Source organism: Cellulomonas fulva (assembly GCF_018531375.1).
In the GTDB taxonomy this organism is placed as follows: domain Bacteria; phylum Actinomycetota; class Actinomycetes; order Actinomycetales; family Cellulomonadaceae; genus Cellulomonas; species Cellulomonas fulva.
Map to the genome: position 1 here is coordinate 1,815,226 of NZ_JAHBOH010000001.1, position 22,130 is coordinate 1,837,355.

Annotated in this window: 18 protein-coding genes; all 18 read left to right on the top strand. The window is 73.1% G+C overall.

All coding sequences use genetic code 11. From position 1 onward, the window contains the following. Positions 1 to 31: 31 nt before the first annotated feature. Positions 32 to 727, top strand: a complete 696-nt coding sequence (locus tag KIN34_RS08050) for a demethylmenaquinone methyltransferase (protein WP_214348998.1) — start codon at positions 32 to 34, stop codon at positions 725 to 727. 162 nt (positions 728 to 889) lie between these two features. Then, on the top strand, positions 890 to 2,182 hold the full coding sequence (locus KIN34_RS08055; RefSeq protein ID WP_214349001.1) for a geranylgeranyl reductase family protein: 1,293 nt from the start codon (positions 890 to 892) through the stop codon (positions 2,180 to 2,182). Positions 2,183 to 2,225: 43 nt separating this feature from the next. Further along, the gene (locus tag KIN34_RS08060) at positions 2,226 to 2,588 is read left to right on the top strand and encodes an NADH-quinone oxidoreductase subunit A (RefSeq protein WP_214349004.1); all 363 of its coding nucleotides are present in this window, start codon (positions 2,226 to 2,228) and stop codon (positions 2,586 to 2,588) included. Between the two features lie 90 nt (positions 2,589 to 2,678). Next, complete coding sequence (locus KIN34_RS08065; protein WP_214349007.1) at positions 2,679 to 3,230, top strand: NuoB/complex I 20 kDa subunit family protein; 552 nt, start codon at positions 2,679 to 2,681, stop codon at positions 3,228 to 3,230. After that, complete coding sequence (locus KIN34_RS08070; RefSeq protein ID WP_214349010.1) at positions 3,227 to 4,027, top strand: NADH-quinone oxidoreductase subunit C; 801 nt, start codon at positions 3,227 to 3,229, stop codon at positions 4,025 to 4,027. The genes KIN34_RS08065 and KIN34_RS08070 overlap by 4 nt, the downstream gene beginning before the upstream one ends. Further along, positions 4,027 to 5,385 carry an NADH-quinone oxidoreductase subunit D gene (locus KIN34_RS08075; RefSeq protein ID WP_214349013.1) on the top strand — a complete coding sequence of 453 codons (1,359 nt, stop codon included), beginning with the start codon at positions 4,027 to 4,029 and terminating at the stop codon, positions 5,383 to 5,385. Before KIN34_RS08070 ends, KIN34_RS08075 begins: the two co-directional genes overlap by 1 nt. Next, positions 5,385 to 6,263: an NADH-quinone oxidoreductase subunit NuoE gene (gene nuoE / locus KIN34_RS08080; RefSeq protein WP_214349016.1), complete on the top strand. Its 879-nt coding sequence runs from the start codon at positions 5,385 to 5,387 to the stop codon at positions 6,261 to 6,263. Before KIN34_RS08075 ends, nuoE begins: the two co-directional genes overlap by 1 nt. A 1-nt stretch (position 6,264) precedes the next feature. Continuing rightward, a complete protein-coding gene (gene nuoF / locus KIN34_RS08085; RefSeq protein ID WP_214349019.1) occupies positions 6,265 to 7,605 on the top strand; it encodes an NADH-quinone oxidoreductase subunit NuoF in 1,341 nt (446 codons plus the stop codon). Next, positions 7,602 to 10,208: an NADH-quinone oxidoreductase subunit G gene (locus KIN34_RS08090; RefSeq protein ID WP_214349022.1), complete on the top strand. Its 2,607-nt coding sequence runs from the start codon at positions 7,602 to 7,604 to the stop codon at positions 10,206 to 10,208. The genes nuoF and KIN34_RS08090 overlap by 4 nt, the downstream gene beginning before the upstream one ends. Position 10,209: 1 nt before the next feature. Beyond that, a complete protein-coding gene (nuoH, locus tag KIN34_RS08095; RefSeq protein ID WP_214349025.1) occupies positions 10,210 to 11,580 on the top strand; it encodes an NADH-quinone oxidoreductase subunit NuoH in 1,371 nt (456 codons plus the stop codon). A 139-nt stretch (positions 11,581 to 11,719) separates the two neighbouring features. Then, positions 11,720 to 12,400: an NADH-quinone oxidoreductase subunit NuoI gene (gene nuoI, locus KIN34_RS08100; RefSeq protein WP_372449554.1), complete on the top strand. Its 681-nt coding sequence runs from the start codon at positions 11,720 to 11,722 to the stop codon at positions 12,398 to 12,400. After that, on the top strand, positions 12,397 to 13,356 hold the full coding sequence (locus KIN34_RS08105; protein WP_214349032.1) for an NADH-quinone oxidoreductase subunit J: 960 nt from the start codon (positions 12,397 to 12,399) through the stop codon (positions 13,354 to 13,356). The genes nuoI and KIN34_RS08105 overlap by 4 nt, the downstream gene beginning before the upstream one ends. Further along, complete coding sequence (gene nuoK, locus KIN34_RS08110; protein WP_214349035.1) at positions 13,353 to 13,652, top strand: NADH-quinone oxidoreductase subunit NuoK; 300 nt, start codon at positions 13,353 to 13,355, stop codon at positions 13,650 to 13,652. The genes KIN34_RS08105 and nuoK overlap by 4 nt, the downstream gene beginning before the upstream one ends. Before the next feature lie 10 nt (positions 13,653 to 13,662). Continuing rightward, the gene (gene nuoL / locus KIN34_RS08115) at positions 13,663 to 15,660 is read left to right on the top strand and encodes an NADH-quinone oxidoreductase subunit L (protein ID WP_214349037.1); all 1,998 of its coding nucleotides are present in this window, start codon (positions 13,663 to 13,665) and stop codon (positions 15,658 to 15,660) included. Between the two features lie 8 nt (positions 15,661 to 15,668). Beyond that, positions 15,669 to 17,228, top strand: coding sequence for an NADH-quinone oxidoreductase subunit M (locus tag KIN34_RS08120; protein WP_214349040.1), 1,560 nt, complete (start codon positions 15,669 to 15,671; stop codon positions 17,226 to 17,228). Then, on the top strand, positions 17,225 to 18,973 hold the full coding sequence (gene nuoN / locus KIN34_RS08125; RefSeq protein WP_214349043.1) for an NADH-quinone oxidoreductase subunit NuoN: 1,749 nt from the start codon (positions 17,225 to 17,227) through the stop codon (positions 18,971 to 18,973). The genes KIN34_RS08120 and nuoN overlap by 4 nt, the downstream gene beginning before the upstream one ends. A gap of 130 nt (positions 18,974 to 19,103) precedes the next feature. Next, a complete protein-coding gene (locus KIN34_RS08130; protein WP_214349046.1) occupies positions 19,104 to 20,111 on the top strand; it encodes a polyprenyl synthetase family protein in 1,008 nt (335 codons plus the stop codon). A gap of 140 nt (positions 20,112 to 20,251) precedes the next feature. After that, entirely contained in the window at positions 20,252 to 22,114 is a 1,863-nt protein-coding gene (locus tag KIN34_RS08135; protein ID WP_214349049.1) for an RDD family protein, read from the top strand. Positions 22,115 to 22,130: the final 16 nt, after the last annotated feature.

A 22,130-nucleotide genomic window follows, 5' to 3' on the forward strand; every position in this document is an offset into this window, starting at 1 on the left:
GGGTCCACGCGGGGGGTGGCACGATGGGCGCATGGCGCGTGCGAGCTTGGCCAAGAACCCCGACGAGGTCGCGACGATGTTCGACTCCGTCGCGCACCGGTACGACCGGACCAACGACGTGCTGTCGATGGGGCAGGACCGGCAGTGGCGCCGCGCGACGATCGCCGCGCTCGACGCCCAGCCGGGGCAGACGCTGCTGGACCTCGCGGCGGGCACGGGCACGTCGTCGGAGCCGATCGCGGACTCGGGCGTGCTCGTCGTCCCGTGCGACCTGTCCGAGGGGATGCTGGGCGTCGGCAAGACGCGACGCCCGGACCTGCCGTTCGTCGCGGGCGACGCGATGCACCTGCCCTTCGCGGACGAGTCGTTCGACGCGGTGACGATGTCGTTCGGCCTGCGCAACGTGCCCGACGTCCCGGCGGCGCTCGACGAGCTGCTGCGGGTCACCAAGCCGGGCGGCCGCCTGGTGGTGTGCGAGTTCTCGCGACCCACCTTCGCGCCGTTCCGGGCGGTCTACACGGGGTACCTGACGCACGCCCTGCCGCGCGTCGCGCGCGTGGTCAGCAAGGAGACCGACGCGTACACGTACCTCGCCGAGACCATCCGCGACTGGCCGGACCAGCGCGAGCTCGGTCTGATGATCAAGCGCGCCGGCTGGGAGAAGGTCGCCTTCCGGAACCTCTCCGGCGGGATCGTCGCGCTGCACCGCGCAACCCGCCCCGCCTGAGCGCCGGACGTCCCGCGGGACCCGACAGGGGGCGGAGCCCGTGTTCATGCGGTGTTCCGAGGGTCGACGTCCCAGGTGAGGCAAGCCTTCGCAGACACCCCGGTCGGGCCTCGTTACACTCGCCGGAGTCGCACGTGAACAACGTCACAAGTGGAGTGACCAGTGGTGGTGAGGACCGATGACGCGGACGTCATCGTCGTGGGCGCGGGCCCTGCGGGTGCCGCGACCGCCTACCACTGCGCACGTGCGGGCCTCGACGTCCTGCTGCTCGAGAAGGCGTCGTTCCCGCGGGACAAGGTCTGCGGAGACGGTCTGACGCCGCGGGCGGTCGCGGAGCTGGTGCGGATGGCCGTGCCGATCCGCGAGCAGGACGGCTGGATCCGCAACGAGGGGCTGCGGGTGCTCGGCGGAGGGCACCGCCTCGAGCTGCCGTGGCCGGAGATCTCGTCGTACCCGTCCTACGGCCTGGCGCGCTCCCGGATGAGCCTCGACCACCTGCTGGCGGACCACGCGCGGGCCGCAGGCGCCAAGCTGCACGAGCGGACGAACGTGACGGGCGTCGTGCGCGACGAGCGCACGGGTCGCGTCGCGGGCGTGACGGCGCGTCCCGTCGACGACGACGGCCGACGCGCGGGCGACGAGGTGACCTACCGGTCGCGCGTCGTGGTGGCGGCCGACGGCGTGAGCGCCCGCATCGCGACGGGCGTGGGCCGCACCAAGCGCGACGACCGGCCCATGGGCGTGGCCGTCCGCACCTACTTCCGCACCCCGCGGCACGACGACGCGTGGATGGAGTCGCACCTCGAGCTGTGGGACGGCGAGCCCGGGAAGTCGAACCTGATGCCGGGCTACGGCTGGATCTTCGCGCTCGGGGACGGCACCGCGAACGTGGGGCTGGGCTCGGTGAGCTCGACGGCCGCCGCGACGAAGGTCGACTACAAGGCGCTGTTCGCGGCGTGGATGGCCAACGCACCCGCCGAGTGGGAGTTCACGCCGGAGAACCAGGTGGGCCCGGTGCGCGGCGCCGCGCTGCCGATGGGGTTCAACCGTGGCCCGCTGTACGCTGACGGCCTGCTCCTGGCGGGCGACGCGGCGGGCATGGTGAGCCCGTTCAACGGCGAGGGCATCGCGTACGGCCTGCAGGCGGGCCGGGTCGCGGCGGACGCGATCTCGCAGGGCCTCGCCCGGGGCACGGCTGCCGGCCGCGAGCGCGCGCTCGCCACCTACCAGCGCCGCATGAAGGACGACCTGGGCGGCTACTACACGCTCGGGCGCGTCTTCGTGAAGCTCATCGAGCACCCGGAGGTCATGCGGCTGTGCACGCGGTACGGCCTGCCCCGGCCGCTGCTGATGAAGTTCGTGCTCAAGCTCCTGTCCGACTGCTACGAGCCGCACGGCGGCGACGTGGTGGACCGGACGATCTCCGCTCTCGCCCGGATCGCTCCGGCGGCCTGACCCGCATGACCACCCAGACCTCAGCGCCGAGGAAGGACGCCTGATGACCAACCCGTACGTGCCCCTCCTGTGGCTCATGGGCATCGCCGCGGTCCTCGCCCTCGGCGGCGTCGGCGCCAGCGCGATCATCGGCCCCAAGCGGTACAACCGCGCCAAGCTCGAGGCGTACGAGTGCGGCATCCAGCCCACCCCGCACGCGATCGGCGGCGGACGCTTCCCGATCAAGTACTACCTGGTCGCGATGACGTTCATCGTCTTCGACGTCGAGGTCGTCTTCCTGTACCCGTGGGCCGTGAGCTTCGTGGAGCTCGCGCTGTTCGGGCTGGTGGCGATGCTCGGCTTCCTGGTGCTGATCACCGTGCCGTTCGTCTACGAGTGGCGGCGCGGGGGCCTCGAGTGGGACTGAGGTCACGACGAGCCGGTGCCACGCAGCGGACCATGACGGCTGAGGCCGGGACGACGAGCACGACGAGCACTTCGACGAGGAGGTCCTGAGATGGGGATCGAGGAAGCACCCTCGGGTTTCCTGCTGACGACGATCGAGGACCTGGTCGGCTACTTCCGCAAGGGATCGCTGTGGCCGGTCACGTTCGGTCTCGCGTGCTGCGCGATCGAGATGATGTCCGCCGGCGCGCCGCGCTACGACCTGTCGCGGTTCGGGATGGAGGTCTTCCGCGCGTCCCCGCGCCAGGCCGACCTGATGATCGTCGCGGGCCGGGTGAGCCAGAAGATGGCCCCCGTCGTCCGGCAGGTCTACGACCAGATGTCGGCGCCCAAGTGGGTCCTGTCGATGGGCGTGTGCGCGAGCTCGGGCGGCATGTTCAACAACTACGCGATCGTCCAGGGCGTCGACCACATCGTGCCGGTGGACATCTACCTGCCGGGCTGCCCGCCGCGGCCGGAGATGCTCATCAACGCGATCCTCACGCTGCACGACCAGATCCAGAACGAGCCGCTGGGCGTGAACCGCAAGGAGGCCGCCGCGGCGGCCGAGGCGGCGGCGCTGGCGGCGACGCCGACGTCGCACATGACGGGGCTGCTGCGATGAGCGACGAGAAGGAGCTGAAGCAGGACGCCGCCGACGCCGCGAAGCCGGGGGAGGGCACCACCGCCGCCCAGCCGGCGACGCAGGCGGCACTGGAGGCGGGCGGCCAGAACATCCCCGCGCAGGCGCCGCGCACCCCGCTCGAGGTCGTGGACGTGCGGCACGGCCTGTTCGGCGTGCACGGGTCGGGCGACACCAGCGGCTACGGCGGCCTGGTGACCACCGTGATCCTGCCGGGACCGAGCGAGCGGCCGTACGGCGGCTGGTTCGACGAGGTGGTCGACGTCCTGGCCGAGCTCCTCGACGAGTCCGGGACGGGGTACGCGAACGCGGTCGAGTCCGTGGTCGTGGACCGCGGCGAGCTCACGCTCTTCGTGGTGCGCGACCACCTGGTCGAGGTCTGCCGGCACCTGCGGGACGACCAGGACCTGCGGTTCGAGCTGGGGCTCGGCGTCTCCGGGGTCCACTACCCGCACGACGAGGGGCGCGAGCTGCACGCCGTGCTCCACCTGACGTCGGTGACGCACTCGCGCAGCCTGCGGCTCGAGGTCGCGGTGAGCGACGCCGACCCGCACCTGCCGTCGACGACGAGCGTCTACCCGGGCCACGACTGGCACGAGCGCGAGACGTTCGACTTCTTCGGGATGGTCTTCGACGGCCATCCTGGGCTCGCCCGCATCGAGATGCCCGACGACTGGCCCGGCCACCCCCAGCGCAAGGACTACCCGCTGGGCGGCATCCCGGTCGAGTACAAGGGCGCGACCGTCCCGCCCGCGGACCAGCGGAGGTCCTACAGCTGATGAGCACCACACGCCCCGCCCCCACCCCCCGCTCGACCGGTCACATCGTCGACGACGAGACCGCGGGCGTCCGCTCGTTCGAGGCGTCCGGCGGCGACTGGTCGGACATCGCCGAGGAGGCCGCCCGCCTCGGCGAGGAGCGCATCGTCGTCAACATGGGTCCGCAGCACCCGTCCACGCACGGCGTGCTGCGGCTGATGCTCGAGATCGACGGCGAGACCGTCACCGAGGCGCGCGCCGGAATCGGATACCTGCACACCGGCATCGAGAAGAACATGGAGTTCCGCACCTGGACCCAGGGCGTGACCTTCTGCACGCGCATGGACTACGTGGCGCCGATCTTCCAGGAGGCGGCGTACTGCCTGGCGGTCGAGAAGCTGCTGGGCGTCACGGACGACATCCCGGAGCGCGCGAGCATCATCCGCGTCCTGATGATGGAGCTCAACCGCATCACGTCGCACCTGGTGTGCATCGCCACGGGCGGCAACGAGCTGGGCGCCACGACGATCATGACGGTCGGCTTCACGGCGCGCGAGGAGCTGCTGCGGATCTTCGAGCTCATCTCCGGGCTGCGGATGAACCACGCGTACATCCGGCCCGGCGGCGTCGCGCAGGACGTGCCCGCGGGCGGCGTCGAGGCCACGCGTGAGGCGCTGGTCAAGGTCGAGCACTACCTGCGCCAGCTCGAGGACCTCATGCTGGCGAACCCGATCCTGCACCTGCGGCTCAAGGACGTCGGGCACCTCAACCTCGCCGGCTGCATGGGCCTGGGGATCACCGGCCCGATGCTCCGTTCGGCGGGCCTGCCGTACGACGTGCGCAAGACCGCGCCGTACTGCGGGTACGAGACGTACGACTTCGACGTCCCCACCGCGACGAGCGCCGACGCGTGGGGCCGGATCGAGGTCCGCCTCGAGGAGATCTACCAGTCCATCAAGATCTGCCGGCAGGCGCTGGACCGGCTCGAGAAGACGCCCGGCCCGGTGATGGTCGCGGACAGGAAGATCGCCTGGCCCGCGCAGCTCGCGATCGGCAGCGACGGCATGGGCAACTCGCTCGCGCACATCAAGGAGATCATGGGCACCTCCATGGAGGCGCTGATCCACCACTTCAAGCTGGTCACCGAGGGCTTCCGGGTCCCGGCCGGCCAGGTGTGGCAGACGGTGGAGCACCCCCGCGGCGAGCTGGGTGTGCACCTGGTCTCGGACGGCGGCACGCGGCCGTACCGCGCGCACTTCCGGGACCCGAGCTTCAACAACCTGCAGGCCACGTCGATCATGTGCGAGGGCGGTCAGGTGGCGGACGTCGTCGTCGCCGTCGCGTCGATCGACCCGGTGCTCGGAGGGGTGGACCGCTGATGTCCGTCGAGGAGCTGGTCCCGCGCGGCGAGGGCCGGGCGCACCGCACGTCGTACGACGAGCAGACGCTCGCGCGGCTGTCCGCCGACGCGGCGCAGGTCGTCGCGCGCTACCCGCAGGAGCGCTCCGCGCTGCTGCCCCTGCTGCACCTGGTGCAGGCCGAGGACGGCTACGTCAGCCCGCGCGGCATCGCGTTCTGCGCCGCGACGCTGGGCCTGACGACGGCCGAGGTGTCCGCCGTGGCGACCTTCTACACGCAGTACAAGCGTCACCCCAACGGCGAGTACACCGTCGGCGTGTGCACCAACACGCTGTGCGCCGTCATGGGCGGCGACGCGATCTGGGAGCACCTGTGCGACCACCTCGGCGTGGGCCACGACGAGACGACCGAGGACGGCAAGGTCACGCTCGAGCGCGTCGAGTGCAACGCGGCGTGCGACTACGCGCCGGTCGTGATGGTGAACTGGGAGTTCTTCGACAACCAGACCCCGGAGTCGGCCGCCGACGTCGTCGACCGGCTCCGGTCCGGGCAGGACGTGGCGCCGACGCGCGGGGCGGACAAGGTCGTCACCTTCCGCGAGATGTCGCGTGTGCTCGCGGGCTTCGCGGACGGGCGGGCCGACGAGGGCATCGGGGCGGGCGAGGCGACCCTGCGGGGCACCCTGCTGGCCCGCGACGAGGGCTGGACGGCCCCGCCGTTCCCGGGCGACGAGGAGCCCGCGGGCTCGTCCTCCGGCGCGACCGGCGCCCGGGGCGAGGTCCCACCCCGGACCGGCGACGAGCAGTCGAGCGCCGAGCGCCCCGCGACGACCGCGGGCGACGTGTCGCCCGCGCAGCAGGAGAAGAAGCAGGCCGCGTCGGATGCGAAGGAGGACTGAGATGGCTACCACCCTCGCCCCCGTGCTGAGCGACCACTGGGACGCCGACCGCTCGTGGTCGCTCGCGACGTACGAGGCCAACGGCGGCTACCGCGGCCTGCGGCGCGCGCTCGGCATGCTGGCGCCCGACGTCGTGACGATGGTCAAGGACTCGGGCCTGCGCGGCCGTGGCGGCGCCGGGTTCCCGACGGGCATGAAGTGGGGCTTCCTGCCCGCGCCCGACGGCGGGCCGCGCTACCTCGTCGTGAACGCCGACGAGTCCGAGCCGGGCACGTGCAAGGACATCCCGCTCATGATGGCGAGCCCGCAGCACCTGATCGAGGGCGTGATCATCACGTCCTACGCGATCGGCTGCCACCACGCCTTCATCTACGTGCGCGGCGAGGTGCTGCACGTCTACCGGCGCCTGCTGCGCGCGGTGGAGGAGGCGTACGCGCAGGGCTACCTCGGCACGGACATCCTGGGCTCGGGGTACGACCTCGAGCTCACGGTGCACGCCGGCGCCGGCGCGTACATCTGCGGCGAGGAGACCGCGCTGCTCGACTCGCTCGAGGGCCTGCGCGGCCAGCCGCGGCTCAAGCCGCCCTTCCCGGCGGTGGCGGGCCTGTACGCCCGCCCGACGGTGGTCAACAACGTCGAGTCGATCGCGTCGGTGCCCGGCATCGTGGTCGGCGGCGCCGACTGGTTCAAGCAGATGGGGACCGAGCGCTCGACCGGGCACGGTCTGTTCTCGCTGTCCGGGCACGTCACCCGGCCGGGCCAGTACGAGGCGCCGCTGGGCATCACGCTGCGCGAGCTGCTCGACATGGCCGGCGGCGTGCGTGCCGGGCACGAGCTGAAGTTCTGGACGCCGGGCGGGTCCTCGACGCCGATCTTCACGGCCGAGCACCTCGACGTCCCGCTCGACTACGAGTCGGTGGGCGCCGCGGGCTCGATGCTCGGCACGCGCGCGCTGCAGATCTTCGACGAGACCACCTCGGTGGTCCGTGCGGTGACGCGGTGGACCGAGTTCTACAAGCACGAGTCCTGCGGCAAGTGCACGCCGTGCCGCGAGGGCACGTTCTGGCTCGCGCAGGTGCTGCAGCGGATCGAGCGCGGGCAGGGCACCGAGGCCGACATCGACCTGCTGCTCGACCTGTGCGACAACATCCTGGGCCGCGCGTTCTGTGCGCTCGGCGACGGCGCGACCAGCCCGGTCACCAGCGCGATCCAGTACTTCCGGGAGGAGTTCGAGGCCGGCTGCCACACGCCGGCCGACGTCCTGTTCCCGCCCGAGCGCAGTGCGCTCTTCGACTACACGCCGCGCCGGTCCGGCGCGGCCCTCGCGGGGGTGCACGCATGACGATCACCTCGGACCGCTCGTCGGCCCGGGCCGCGGCGGCCGGGACGCCCCTGGTGCCCGCCGCTCCCGTCCCCGTCCCGGCGGAGCCGGACGCCACGGTCACGTTCAGCATCGACGGCATCGAGACGACCGTGCCGAAGGGCACGCTCGTCATCCGTGCCGCCGAAGACCTGGGCATCCAGATCCCGCGGTTCTGCGACCACCCGCTGCTCGCGCCCGCCGGCGCGTGCCGGCAGTGCCTGGTCGAGGTCTGGGCGCCCGGGCGCGACGGCAACCTGGCCAAGATGCCCAAGCCTCAGGCCTCGTGCACCCTCGAGGCCGGCCCCGGCATGCAGGTCAAGACGCAGCACACGTCCCCCGAGGCGGACAAGGCGCAGCACGGAGTGATGGAGCTGCTGCTCATCAACCACCCGCTCGACTGCCCGGTGTGCGACAAGGGCGGCGAGTGCCCGCTGCAGAACCAGGCCATGAGCAACGGCCGGGCGGCGACGCGCTTCGTCGACGTCAAGCGGACGTTCCCCAAGCCGATCGCGATCTCGACGCAGATCCTGCTGGACCGGGAGCGCTGCGTCCTGTGCCAGCGCTGCACCCGGTTCTCGGAGGAGATCGCGGGCGACGTGTTCATCGACCTGCAGAAGCGCGGCGCGCAGCAGCAGATCGGCACGTTCGACGTCGAGGTCCTGGGCTTCGCGGGCGAGACGCCCGTCGGCGCCTCGGCGCTCGACACGAGCGGTCGCCCGTTCGCGTCCTACTTCTCGGGCAACACGGTGCAGATCTGCCCGGTCGGCGCGCTGACGTCGGCCGCCTACCGGTTCCGCTCGCGGCCGTTCGACCTCGTCTCGACGCCCGGTGTCTCCGAGCACGACTCGCAGGGCTCGGCCATCCGGGTCGACCACCGTCGCGGCGTCGTGATGCGGCGCCTGTCCGGCGACGACCCGGCCGTCAACCAGGAGTGGATCAGCGACAAGGACCGGTTCGCGTTCCGGTGGCAGTCGTCGCCCGACCGGATCGCGACGCCCCTGGTGCGCGAGCGCCTGGCGGACGGCACGCGCGGCGAGCTGCGGCCCGCGAGCTGGGTGGAGGCGTTCGGCGCCGCCGCGGCGGGCCTGCGGACGGCGTTCGGCGCGGGCGGCGTGGGCGTGCTGCCCGGCGGCCGCGTGACGCTCGAGGACGCGTACGCGTACGGCAAGCTCGCGCGCGTCGCGCTCGGCACCAACGACGTGGACCACCGCGCGCGGCCGCACTCGGACGAGGAGGCCGCGTTCCTGGGCCACCACGTCGCCGGCCGGACGCTCGAGGTCACGTTCGCGGACCTCGACCGGGCCCCCGCGGTCCTGCTCGTCGGGCTCGAGCCCGAGGAGGAGGGCGGCATCCTGTTCCTGCGGCTCCGCCAGGCGACGGTCGCTCGTCGGACGCGCGTGCTCGCGGTCGCACCGCTCGCGAGCCGCGGGCTCGAGCGGCTGTCCGGCACGCTGCTGGCCGCCGCCCCCGGTACGGAGGCGGAGGTCCTGGACGCGCTCGTCGCGGACGCGGACGACGACGAGCTCGCGGCGGCCGCCGAGGCGATCGCCGCCGACGGCGCCGTGATCCTGGTCGGCGAGCGCGCGGCCTCCTCTGCCGGTGCGCTGAGCGCGGTGCTGCGCCTCGCGGAGCGCTCCGGCGCGCGCCTGGCGTGGGTGCCGCGGCGCGCGGGGGAGCGCGGCGCGGTCGAGGCCGGCACGCTGCCCACCCTGCTGCCGGGCGGGCGCCCGGTCGCGGACGCGGCCGCGCGCGTCGACCTCGCCGCCGTGTGGGGCGTCGACCAGCTGCCCGCCACGCCCGGCCGGTCGGTCTCCGAGATCGTCGCCGCGGCGCGCGACGGGCGCCTGGGCGGGCTCGTCGTCGGCGGCGTGGACCCGGCGGACCTGCCGGACCCGGCGCTGGCGCGCGACGCGCTCGACAAGGTCGGCTTCGTCGTCTCGCTCGAGGTCCGCTCGTCGGACGTGACCGACCGGGCGGACGTCGTCCTGCCGGTGGCACCCCCGGTCGAGAAGCCGGGCACGTTCGTCACCTGGGAGGGCCGCCCGCGGCCGTTCCCGCAGGCGCTCGTGTCCCACGCGCTGCCCGACCACCGGGTGCTGCACAACCTGGCCGAGGCGCTGGGCGTGGACCTGCGCCTGGGCAGCGTCGCCGACGTGCACGCCGAGCTCGACCAGCTCGGCGGCTGGGACGGCGCGCGCGTGGCCGCCCCGGACGTCGCGCCCGCCGAGCCGCCCGCGGTCCCGCCGGGCCACGCGGTGCTCGCGACCTGGCACCACCTGCTGGACGCGGGCCGCCTGCAGGACGGCGAGCCGCACCTGGCCGGCACCGCCAAGCGCGCGGTCGCGCGCGTCTCGGCCGGCACCGCGCAGGCGGTCGGGGTGGCCGACGGCGCGCCGCTCGCGGTCTCGACCGACGCCGGCACCGTCACGCTTCCGGCGCTGGTCACCGACATGCCGGACTTCGTCGTCTGGCTGCCGACGAGCTCGCCCGGCTCGGCCGTGCGGGACACGCTGCACGCGGTCGGCGGGGACCTGGTCCGGCTCACGCCGGGCGCGGCCGCCGGCCCGGACGAGGAGGTCTGACATGCGCACGCAGCTGCTCGCCGAGCCGATCGCGCCCGTCACCGCGGACTTCAGCAACGACACGTGGTGGATCTGGCTGATCAAGGCCGTGGTGATCCTGGCGTTCCTGCTGACCAGCGTGCTGTTCGCGATCTGGTTCGAGCGCAAGGTCGTCGCGCGCATGCAGGTGCGGCCCGGTCCCAACGTGCACGGCCCGTTCGGCCTCCTGCAGTCGCTCGCGGACGCCATGAAGCTCCTGTTCAAGGAGGACATGACGGTCAAGGCGGCCGACAAGGTCGTCTATATCGTCGCGCCGATGATCGCGGTGTTCTGCTCGCTGCTGACGTTCGCGGTGATCCCGCTGGGGCCGTCGGTCAGCATGTTCGGGATCGAGACCCCGCTGCAGCTCACCGACTTCCCGGTCGCGGTGCTCTACATCCTGGCCTGCGCGTCGGTCGGCGTGTACGGCATCGTGCTCGGCGGCTGGTCCTCGAACTCCACCTACCCGCTGCTCGGCGGGGTGCGCTCCACGGCGCAGGTGATCAGCTACGAGCTCGCGATGGGCATGTCCCTGGTCAGCGTGTTCCTGCTCGCGGGCTCGATGTCCACGTCGCAGATCGTCGACTCGCAGACGCAGATCTGGTGGTTCCTCCCGCTGCTCCCGGCGTTCGTGATCTACGTGGTCTCGATGGTCGGCGAGACCAACCGCCTGCCGTTCGACCTCCCCGAGGCCGAGGGCGAGCTGGTCGGCGGGTACATGACCGAGTACTCGTCGATGAAGTTCGCCTGGTTCTTCCTGGCGGAGTACATCAACATGCTCAACGTCTCGGCCGTCGCCACCACGCTCTTCCTGGGCGGCTGGCGCGCCCCCTTCATCCCGGCGGACAGCTTCCTGCAGCAGGGCTGGTGGCCCGTGCTGTGGTTCCTGGCCAAGCTCTGGGCGCTGATGTTCTTCTTCGTGTGGGTGCGCGGCTCGGTGCTGCGGTTCCGGTACGACCAGTTCATGAAGCTGGGCTGGAAGGTCCTCATCCCCGCGTCGCTCGTCTGGCTCGTGTGCGTCGCCGTGGTGCAGGGCCTGCGCCAGTTCCCGGAGTTCGACGACGTGGAGCTCAACACGATCCTGTTCGTGCTGGCCGGCATCGTGCTGGCGGGCGTCGTGGTGTCGCTGTTCATCCCCGAGAAGAAGCCCGAGCCGGAGCCGGAGCCGTCCCGCGTGCTCGACGCGTTCGCCGACGGCTACCCCGTGCCCCCGCTGCCCGGCCAGGTGCTGCCCCCGTCGCCCCGCGCCGGACGCGTGCCGGTGGCCGCCACGGTCGGTGCGCCGGCCGGCGCGGACGGCCCGTCGACGGACGACCCGACCGAGACCGACCCGAAGGAGGTGCACGGTGGCTGACCCGCAGAAGCGCCCGGCGCCGCGCCCGCAGAAGCCTGCCGGCTCGTCGGCGCGACCGGCGGCGGCCGGCAAGGCCGTCTCCCCGCGCCCGCCCGCGGGCGAGGTCGGCGCGCCGGCGACCCCGCAGTACGAGTCGCTGATCCCGCGGTCGACCGGCCTGCGCGCCCTGCTCGCCCCCGTGGGCGGGTTCGGCGTGACGCTGTCGAACATGTTCCGCAAGACGGTCACCGAGCAGTACCCGCGGGAGACCGTCCCGACGAAGCCGCGCTACCACGGGCGGCACCAGCTCAACCGGTACGCCGACGGGCTGGAGAAGTGCATCGGCTGCGAGCTGTGCGCGTGGGCGTGCCCCGCGGACGCGATCTACGTCGAGGCGGGCGACAACACGCCCGACGAGCAGTACTCGCCCGGTGAGCGGTACGGGCGCGTGTACCAGATCAACTACCTGCGCTGCATCTTCTGCGGGCTGTGCATCGAGGCCTGCCCGACGCGCGCGCTGACGATGACGAACGAGTACGAGCTCGCGGGTCCGACGCGCGCCGGGATGATCTACGAGAAGGACGACCTTCTGGCGCCGCTGCGGTCCGGCATGCTCGCCGCGCCGCACCCGATGGTGGAGGGCACGACCGACACCGAGTACTACCGCGGCCAGGTGACCACGGCCACCGACGCGCAGCGGGCGTGGGTGCGCGAGCAGCGGCCCGACGACCCGACGCTGCCGGAGGGCGCGGGCCTCGAGGCCGCGAACGTGCCCGGGCCCACCGCGGCGCTCATGGCGGAGCACGTCGCGGGCGCGCGCCGGCAGGGGGGTGCCCGGTGAGCGCACTGCTCCACACGGCGCTGCACACGGCCGTGGACGCGGGTGGCGACGCGACGACCGGCGAGGCCGTGCTGTTCTGGATCCTCGCCCCCGTCATGGTGATCGCGTCGCTCGGCCTGCTGTTCGCGCGCAAGGCGGTGCACGCGGCGCTGGCCGTGATCCTGGTGATGATCTGCCTGGCGTTCATGTACGTCGCGCAGGGGGCGCCCTTCCTGGGCGTCGTCCAGGTGGTCGTCTACACCGGCGCGATCATGATGCTCTTCCTGTTCGTCCTCATGCTCGTGGGCGTCGGCAGCGCGGACTCCCTGGTGGAGACGCTGCGCGGCCAGCGCTGGATCGGCTGGCTGGCGGGGCTCGGCCTGGTCGTCGTGCTCGCGGGCGTGATCGGCACCGTCTCCTACCCGTCGCCGACGGGTCTGGCGAGCGCGAACGAGAACTCGAACCCCGAGGGCATCGCCCACCTGATCTTCGGCGAGCACGTGTTCGCCATGGAGGTGGTGGGTGCGCTGCTCGTGACCGCCGCGCTCGGTGCGCTGGTGCTCACGCACCGCCGCCGGCTGACGCCGCACGTCGGGCAGAAGGAGCGCGCCGCGGCGCGCGTCCGCGAGGGCCACCACCTCGCGCCCCTGCCCGCGCCGGGCGTGTACGCCAAGCACAACGCCATGGACGTGCCGGCGCTGGACCCGTACGGCCGGCCGATCGAGAGCTCGGTGCCCCGCGTGCTGCGCGTGCGCGGGCAGGAGGCCGACGCCGACGAGTACGCCGCGCGCATCGGGCGCGTCATCGCCGGCCGCGCCGCCGCGGACCGCGGCACGGGCGCCGACGGTGTCGACGGCCAGCACGGCAACCCCCCGCCGCAGGCCGACCCGGAGGGCGCCGACGTCGGCGCCCCGTGGATCGGCGACGCGGTCGCGGGCACCGACGCCTCGGCACCGGACTCGGAGGAGGGCAAGTGACGCTCACCCACTACCTGGTGCTCTCGGGGATCCTGTTCTCCGTCGGGGCCACCACGGTGCTGCTGCGGCGCCAGGCGATCATCGCGTTCATGGGCATCGAGCTCATGCTCAACGCGACCAACCTCGCCCTGGTCACGTTCTCCCGCATCCACGGCTCGCTCACGGGGCAGGTCCTCGCGTTCTTCGTCATGGTCGTGGCCGCCGCCGAGGTCGTCGTCGGCCTGGCGATCATCGTGGCGATCTTCCGTACCCGCCGGTCGGCCTCGGTCGACGACGTCAACCTGCTGAAGAGCTGAGGGAACGCGCGTGCACACCCTGATCTCGCTCGCCGGCCCGCTGCCGCAGGCGCTCGGCACCGAGACCCTCGCCCCTGCCGGCGAGACCGTCTCCGGCGGCATCTTCGCCGTCGCGCCGCTGCTCGTCGGCATCCCGCTGGCCTCCGCGGCGATCCTCCTGCTGCTCGGGCGGCGGTCCGACCGATGGGGCCACTGGCTCGGCGTGCTCGCCTCGGCGGCCGCGTTCGTCGTCGGGCTCCTGACGTTCCTGCGCGTCCTGGACCGCCCCGCGGACAGCCGGGTGCTCGACGTGCGCCTGGGGACCTGGATCGACGCGGGCGCGCTGCACGTGGACGCGGGGATGCGGCTCGACCCGCTCTCGCTCACGTTCGTGCTGCTGGTGACGTTCGTCGGCACGCTCATCCACGTGTACTCCGTGGCGTACATGGACCACGACCGCGACCGGCGCCGGTTCTTCGCGTACCTGAACCTGTTCGTCGCGGCGATGCTGATCCTGGTGCTCGCCGACTCCTACCTCCTGCTCTTCGTCGGCTGGGAGGGCGTGGGTCTCGCGTCGTACCTGCTCATCGGGTTCTGGAACCACAACACGCCCTACGCGGTGGCGGCCAAGAAGGCGTTCGTCGCCAACCGCGTCGGTGACGTCGGCCTGCTGGTCGCGATGGGGCTGATGTTCGCCCACTTCGGGTCGCTGGACTTCGGCACCGTGCTCGCCGACCCCGGGTCCGCCGCGAGCGAGGGCACGCTGACCGCGATCGGGCTCATGCTGCTGCTCGCCGCGTGCGGCAAGTCGGCGCAGTTCCCGCTGCAGTCCTGGCTCGGTGACGCGATGGCGGGTCCCACGCCCGTGTCGGCGCTCATCCACGCCGCGACCATGGTCACCGCGGGCGTGTACCTGATCGTGCGTTCCGGGGCCGTCTTCGAGGCCGCGCCCACCGCGCAGCTCGTCGTCGTGATCATCGGGGCGATCACCCTGCTGTTCGGGGCGATCGTGGGCTGCGCCAAGGACGACATCAAGAAGGCGCTGGCCGCCTCCACCATGTCGCAGATCGGCTACATGGTGCTCGCCGCCGGTCTGGGCCCGATCGGCTACGCGTTCGCGATCTTCCACCTGGTCACGCACGGCTTCTTCAAGGCCGGCATGTTCCTGGGCGCCGGCTCCGTCATGCACGGCATGGACGACCAGGTCGACATGCGGCGGTTCGGCGGGCTCGCGCGGTACATGAAGATCACCTGGCTCACCTTCATGATGGGCTGGCTCGCGATCCTCGGGATCCCGCCGTTCTCCGGGTTCTTCTCCAAGGACAAGATCATCGAGGCCGCCTTCGTGCCCGTCGACGGCGCCGAGTGGCGCGCCTGGGTGTTCGGCACCGTCGCGCTGCTGGGCGCCGGCATCACGTCCTTCTACATGTCCCGGCTGTTCTTCATGACGTTCGAGGGCGACCGCCGGTGGACGACGAGGAAGGACGGCAGCGAGCAGCACCCGCACGAGTCCCCGGCACTCATGACCTGGCCGATGATCATCCTCGCGGTCGGCTCGGTCGGTCTGGGCCTGGTGCTCGCGGTCGGGGACCGGTTCGTCGACTGGCTCGAGCCCGTGACCGGCCACGCCGAGCACGGCGAGCCCGTGCTGCCGGCCTGGTCGCTCATCGCCATCACGCTCGCCGCGGTCGTCGTCGGCCTGGTGCTCGCGTGGCGCCGGTACGCGGTCTCCACGGTGCCCGTGGTCCCGCCGCTGGGCACCACGCTGACCCGCGCCGCGCGCGTCGACCTCTACCAGGACGCGGTGAACGACGCGCTCCTGGTCGAGCCGGGCCAGCACCTGACCCGGTCGCTGGTCTACGCCGACCACGCGGTCGTCGACGGCGGGTCCAAGGGCCTCGCGCACACGACCGTCGGTCTGGGCGCCCTGCTCCGGCGCGCCCAGACCGGTTACGTCCGCACCTACGCCGCAACGATGCTCGGAGGCCTCGTGGTCCTCCTGGTCGTCGTGCTGGCCGTCCAGAGCTGAGGAGAGCGATGTCGCCCGACTTCCCCTGGCTGACCACGCTCGTCGCGTGGCCGGTGCTCGGTGCGCTGCTGCTGTGGTTCGCACCGAGGGCGCTGCGACCGCGGGCCCGTGCGCTCGCGCTCGGCATCGCGCTCGTCGAGCTCGTCGTCGCCGTCCTGGCCTTCACCGCGTTCGACACCGCGGACGCCGGCACGGTCCAGCTGACCGAGACGCACCAGTGGATCCCCGCCATCGGCGCGTCGTACGCGCTCGGGGTCGACGGCGTGGGTCTCGCGCTGATCGGCATGTCCGTGCTGATCGTGCCGCTCGTGGTGCTGGCGGCCTGGCGCGAGCAGGGCTCGTCCGGCGGCTCGTCGGCCGGCACCTCGGACGCGCTGCGCCGCTACCTCGCGCTCGCGATCGTGCTCGAGGCGTTCATCGTCGCGGTGTTCGCCGCGCGGGACGTGTTCCTGTTCTACGTGCTGTTCGAGGCCATGCTCGTCCCCGTCTACTTCATGATCGGCGGGTTCGGGGGAGCGGGCCGGCGCTACGCCGCGGTCAAGTTCCTGCTGTACTCCCTGGCGGGCGGGCTGATCATGCTCGTCGGCGTCATCGCGCTGTACCTGCAGGGTCCGGGCGGCCCCGACGGGTTCCTCACCGACAAGCTCACCGGCGTCGCGCTGGACCCGACCACGGAGAAGTGGCTGTTCATCGCCTTCTTCGTGGCGTTCGCGATCAAGGCGCCCATGTTCCCGGTGCACACCTGGCTGCCGGACGCCGCGGAGCAGGCGCCGGCCGGCACCTCGACCCTGCTGGTCGGCATCCTCGACAAGGTCGGGACGTTCGGCATGCTGACGCTCTGCCTGCCGCTGTTCCCGAACGCGTCGCGGTGGGCCGCGCCGTTCGTGATCGTGCTCGCCGTGGTCTCGATCCTCTACGGGGCGCTGCTCGCGATCGGGCAGAAGGACCTCATGCGGCTGATCGCCTACACGTCGGTCTCGCACTTCGGGTTCATCGTGCTGGGCATCTTCGCGTTCACGTCGACCTCGGTCGCCGGCTCCTCGTTCTACATGGTGAACCACGGGCTCTCGACCGGAGCGCTGTTCCTCGTCGCCGGGTTCCTGGTCGCGCGTCGCGGCTCGCAGCAGATCGCCGACTTCGGCGGGCTGCAGAAGATCGTGCCCGTGCTCGCCGGCCTGTTCCTGGTCGCGGGCCTGTCCGCGCTCTCCCTGCCGGGGCTGTCGACGTTCGTGTCCGAGTTCATGGTCATCGTCGGGACGTTCGCGCGGCACCCGGCCGCCGCGGTCGTCGCCACGCTGGGCGTGGTGCTCGCCGCGATCTACGTCCTGTGGACCTACCAGCGGGTCTTCACCGGCCCGCCGCGCGACGACCTCGCGGCCATGCCGGACGCGCGGGCGTCCGAGCGCTGGGCCGTCGGCCCGCTGCTGGTCGCGATGCTCGTCCTCGGGTTCGTGCCCGGGCCGGCGCTCGACCTCGTCCGGCCGCCGGCAGGCGTCACGCTCGAGCAGGTCGGCGTCGCCGACCTGCCCGCCGACGCGCACTCCGCCGCTGAAGGGAGCGACCAGTGAGCTTCACCGCACCGGACATCGCCTGGGGGCCGATGGCGCCCGTCGCGATCGTCCTCGGCGCCGCGATCCTCGGCGTGCTCGTCGAGGCCTTCGTGCCCGAGCGCGCCCGGCGGACCGTCCAGCTGGTGCTCGCGTTCGGCGCGCCCGTCGGTGCCGTCGTCGCCGTCGCGGCCCTGTGGTCCGGGGTGTCGTCGTCGGGCGGGCACGAGGTGCTCGGCGGCTCGCTCGTCGTCGACGGCCCGACCCTCGTGCTGCAGGGCTCGATCGCCGTGCTCACGCTGCTCTCGGTGCTCGTGATCGCCGACCGCACCGCGACGGGGGAGGACGCGTTCGCCCCCACCGCCGCCTCGGTCCCGGGCTCCGACTACGAGGAGCTCGCGCGGCGCAAGGGGCTGACGCAGACCGAGGTGTTCCCGCTGGTGCTGTTCGCGGCCGGCGGCATGCTGATCTTCCCGGCGACGGCCGACCTGCTGACGCTCTTCGTCGCGCTCGAGGTGCTGTCGCTGCCGCTGTACCTGCTGACCGGCATGGCGCGGCGCCGTCGCCTGCTGTCGCAGGAGGCGTCGCTCAAGTACTTCCTGCTCGGGGCGTTCGCGTCCGCGCTGCTGATCTTCGGCATCGCGCTCGTCTACGGGTACAGCGGGTCGCTGCACTACACGGACATCGCGACCGCGACCCTGGCCCCGTCGGCGCTCGACCCGCTGCTGCTCGTCGGGTCGGTGCTCGTGCTCGTCGGGCTGCTGTTCAAGGTCGGCGCGGTGCCGTTCCACATGTGGACGCCCGACGTGTACCAGGGCGCCCCGACCCCCATTACGGGGTTCATGGCGGCGTGCACCAAGGTCGCCGCGTTCGGTGCGCTGCTGCGGTTCTACTACGTCGTGGTGCCCGGCCTGCAGTGGGACCTCGACGTGGTCATGTGGACCGTCGCGATCGCCACCATGGTGGTCGGCACCGTCGTCGCGCTGGTCCAGACGGACGTCAAGCGCCTGCTCGCGTACTCCTCGATCGCGCACGCGGGCTTCGTGCTCACGGGCGTCATCGCGCTCGACGAGTCGGGCATCACCGCCGTGCTGTTCTACCTGCTCGTCTACGGGGTCGCCACGGTCGGGGCGTTCGGCGTCGTCTGGCTCGTGCGCGAGCGCGCGGCCGGCGGCGACGAGGACGACCCCAGCTCGGTCCTCGGCGAGGCCACGCACCTGTCGCAGTGGGCGGGCCTCGGCCGCACCCACCCCGTGCTCGCCGGCGCGTTCGCGCTGTTCCTGCTCTCGTTCGCGGGCATCCCGCTCACGGCGGGCTTCATCGGGAAGTTCGCCGTGTTCTCCGCGGCGGTGGAGGGCGGCGCGTGGCCGCTCGCGCTCGTCGGCGTGCTGAGCTCGTCGGCCGCGGCGTTCTTCTACGTGCGCGTCATCGTGCTGATGTACTTCACGGACCCGGCGACGCCCGTCGTCGCGCCCGTGGTGACGACCGTCGAGCCCGTCGAGGGCGCGTCGGCGGGCGCGGGCGAGACCGGGGGTGCCGTCACCACGGCGCCCGAGCAGGGCGTCGACGTCGCGGTCGCGCCGGGCGGTGCGGCGGTCGCGACGCTCGTCGAGACCCGCGCGCCGAGCACGACCACCACCGTCGTGCCGTCCGAGGGCCTCGCCGTCGTCGCGATCGGGGTGTGCGCCGTCCTCACCGTGGTGCTGGGCGTCTTCCCGACGCCGGTGCTCGACCTGATCGGCGACGTCGCGTCCTTCCTGCCGTGACGCTCGCCCCGTGACGCTCGCCCCGTGACGTTCGCCGCTGCCGTGACGTCGGCCCCTGCCGTGACCGCGGCCGACCGCACGGGTGCGTCCGGTGCGGTCGTCGGCGGCCGGTCGGGATAGGTTCGACCCCGTGACTTCGACCGCGGCCATCCCGTTGGCCGACCCGGACCTCTCCGACCGGCTCACCGCACGTCTCGCGCTCGTCGAGGAGGCGCTGCGGTCAGCCGTCGCACACGCTGACGCGCTGGCCGACGAGGCCTCGCGCCACCTGGTCAACGCGGGCGGCAAGCGTCTGCGCCCGCTGCTCACCCTGCTGGTCGCCGAGCTCGGGGACGGCTCGCGCCGCGAGGTCATCGACGCGGCGGTCGTCGTGGAGCTGACGCACCTGGCGACGCTGTACCACGACGACGTCATGGACTCCGCGCCGCTGCGACGCGGGGCGCCGGCGGCGCACGAGGTCTGGGGCAACTCGGTCGCGATCCTCACCGGCGACCTGCTCTTCGCGCGTGCGTCCTCCACCGTGGCGGGCCTGGGACCCGAGGCGGTGCGGATCCAGGCGCGCACGTTCGAGCGGCTGTGCCTGGGCCAGCTGCACGAGACGGTGGGTCCGCGCGCGGACGACGACCCGGTGGCGCACTACCTGCAGGTGCTCGCGGACAAGACCGCGTCGCTGATCGCGACCTCGGCACGGCTCGGGGCCATGTTCGCCGGGTGCCAGCCCTCCGTGGTGGAGACGGTCACGGCGTTCGGCGAGCGGATCGGCGTGGCCTTCCAGCTCGCCGACGACGTGATCGACCTGACCTCGGACGGTACGCAGACCGGCAAGACGCCCGGGACCGACCTGCGCGAGCACGTGCCCACGATGCCCGTGCTGCTGCTGCGCGAGCGGTGCGCCGGCCCGGACGCGACCGAGGAGGACCGCGCGCTGCTCGCGCGGCTGGACGGCGACCTCTCGCAGGACGCGGACCTGGCGGACGTCGTCGCCGCGCTGCGCGGGCACGCCGTGGTCGCCCAGACGCGGGACCGCGCCGTGGGCCTGGCGCACGACGCGGTGCGCGAGCTCGCGCCGCTGCCCGACGGGCCGGTGAAGGACGCGCTGGTGTCGTTCGCCGACGTGCTGGTCGACCGCGCCTCCTGACGTCGCCCCGCAGCGCACAGGGGCCGCGCGGCAGACCGGTGACGGCGCGGACGGCGCGGTGGACCGGCGAGGTCGGACGACGTGGGTTCTGGCACGATGCAGGCGGGCGTCGTCGCCAGGAGGACGCCGAGGAGGAGCTGGTGAGCGCACGGGTCTGCGGTACCTGCGGAGCGGAGCTCGAGCAGGGTGCGATGTTCTGCGCCGAGTGCGGCGCCCGCGTGGGCGCGGCCCCGCAGCAGGCGACCGGTCCGGTGCCGCCGCCGCCAGGAGCCGTGAGCACCGCCCCGCCAGCGTACGGCCCCACGTCGGCGCCGCTGCCGGCCGTCCCCCCGGCCGCCGTCGCCCCTGCCCGCCCCGGTGCCGTGCCTCCACCGGCCCCGGTGGCCCCGGCGGCCCCGGCGGACCTGCCGGCAGCAGCCGCGGCGCCCGGCTCGCCGTCCCTCGCCGCGCCGCCGCCACCCGCGGCCGAGGCCGCAGGCCCGGAGACCGGCGGCCGCCGCGCGACCGCCGCCCGGCCGACGGGCGAGTTCCCCGTCGTGCCCGGCAGCGTCGCGCCGGTCGGGCGTCGCGTCGCCGCGTACGCGATCGACCTCGTCGCGGTCGCCGTGCTCGGCGGCATCGGGCTGGGCATCGCGCTCGCCGTCACCGGCACCCCGGAGCCGGGCGAGGTGCCCGACGTCAGCGGCGCGCTCGTGCTGCCGTACGTGCTGAGCGGCCTGGGCGGACTGGCCCTGTGGATCAGCGAGTCGGTCACGGGCGCCACCCTGGGCGGAGCGGTGCTGGGGATCCGGACGGTCTCCGCGCGGACGGGTCGCCCCGCGGGTCTGCTCGCGATCTTCCTGCGCTCGCTGGTGGTCGGCGTCGGCAGCCTGGCGTGCGGCGTCGGCAACTGGGTCGTCGCGGCCTCGGGCGCCTTCGACAAGACGCCGGCGCAGCGTGGCTGGCACGACAAGGCCGCCGGGACGATCGTGCTGCGCGCGGCGGCAACCGGTGTCGCCCGCACCGCGACGGACCCGGACGCCGCGTGGGACGACGCGGTGGCCCGTGCGGTCGGCGGGCACCGCGCGCCCACGGGTCCGATGGGTACGGGTCGGATGGGTACAGGTCCGTTGGATACAGGTCCGACGAGCGCCGGTACGGCGTCGGCGTCGCTCCCGGTGCCGCCCCCGCCGCCCGGCCCGGCCGCGCCCTCGTTGGCGCCGCCGCCCCCCGCTGCTCCTGCTCCCGTACCTGCTCCTGCTCCTGCTCCTGCGGCCGGACCTGCGCGTACGGCCGCCGTCGCGCCGGCAGCTCCCGCGGACGCGACGGCAGGAGGCCCGGCGCGCGACGCCGGGACCACCGAGGCCGGCACCACCGTGGCCGGGACCACCGAGGCCGACGGCACCGTCGGTCAGGTGATCGGCCTCGTGCCGCTGCCCCCGGGCGTGGGCGCGCAGCGTGATGCTCCCCGCAGCCCCGCGGAGGGTCTGATCACCGGGCTCCCGCGCTCGGCGGCGGACGCGCCGCCCTCCGCCGACGCCTCCGCACCGGAACCGGCCGCTCCTCCCGTCACGGCGCAGGACGCTCCCGCAGGACGTCCCGCGGGGCCGCGCCGCGACCTCGTCGAGGACTTCGACGAGCTCGAGCTGACGCGCATGCGCACGTCCGACGACCTCCACCCCACGCCCGCGGTGCAGGGGCTGCGCCTGGTGTTCGACACCGGTGAGCGCGTCGACGTCGTCGGCGACGGCGTCGTCGGCCGCGCACCGACCCCGCAGCCGGGCGTGGACCACGTCGTGGCGATCGACGACCCGGCGCGCTCGGTGTCGAAGGTGCACCTGGCGTTCGGGCCGACCGAGGGCACCGAGGAGCTCTGGGTGATGGACCGCGGATCCACCAACGGCACGGTCGTCGTGCGCCCGGACGGCACCGCGGCGACGCTGCCCGAGGGCGCGCGCGCGACCGTCGGCCCGGGCTGGACCGTCCGCTTCGGCGAGCGGTCGGTCACGATCGAGCGCCGCTGACGCGGGCGCCCGGCCT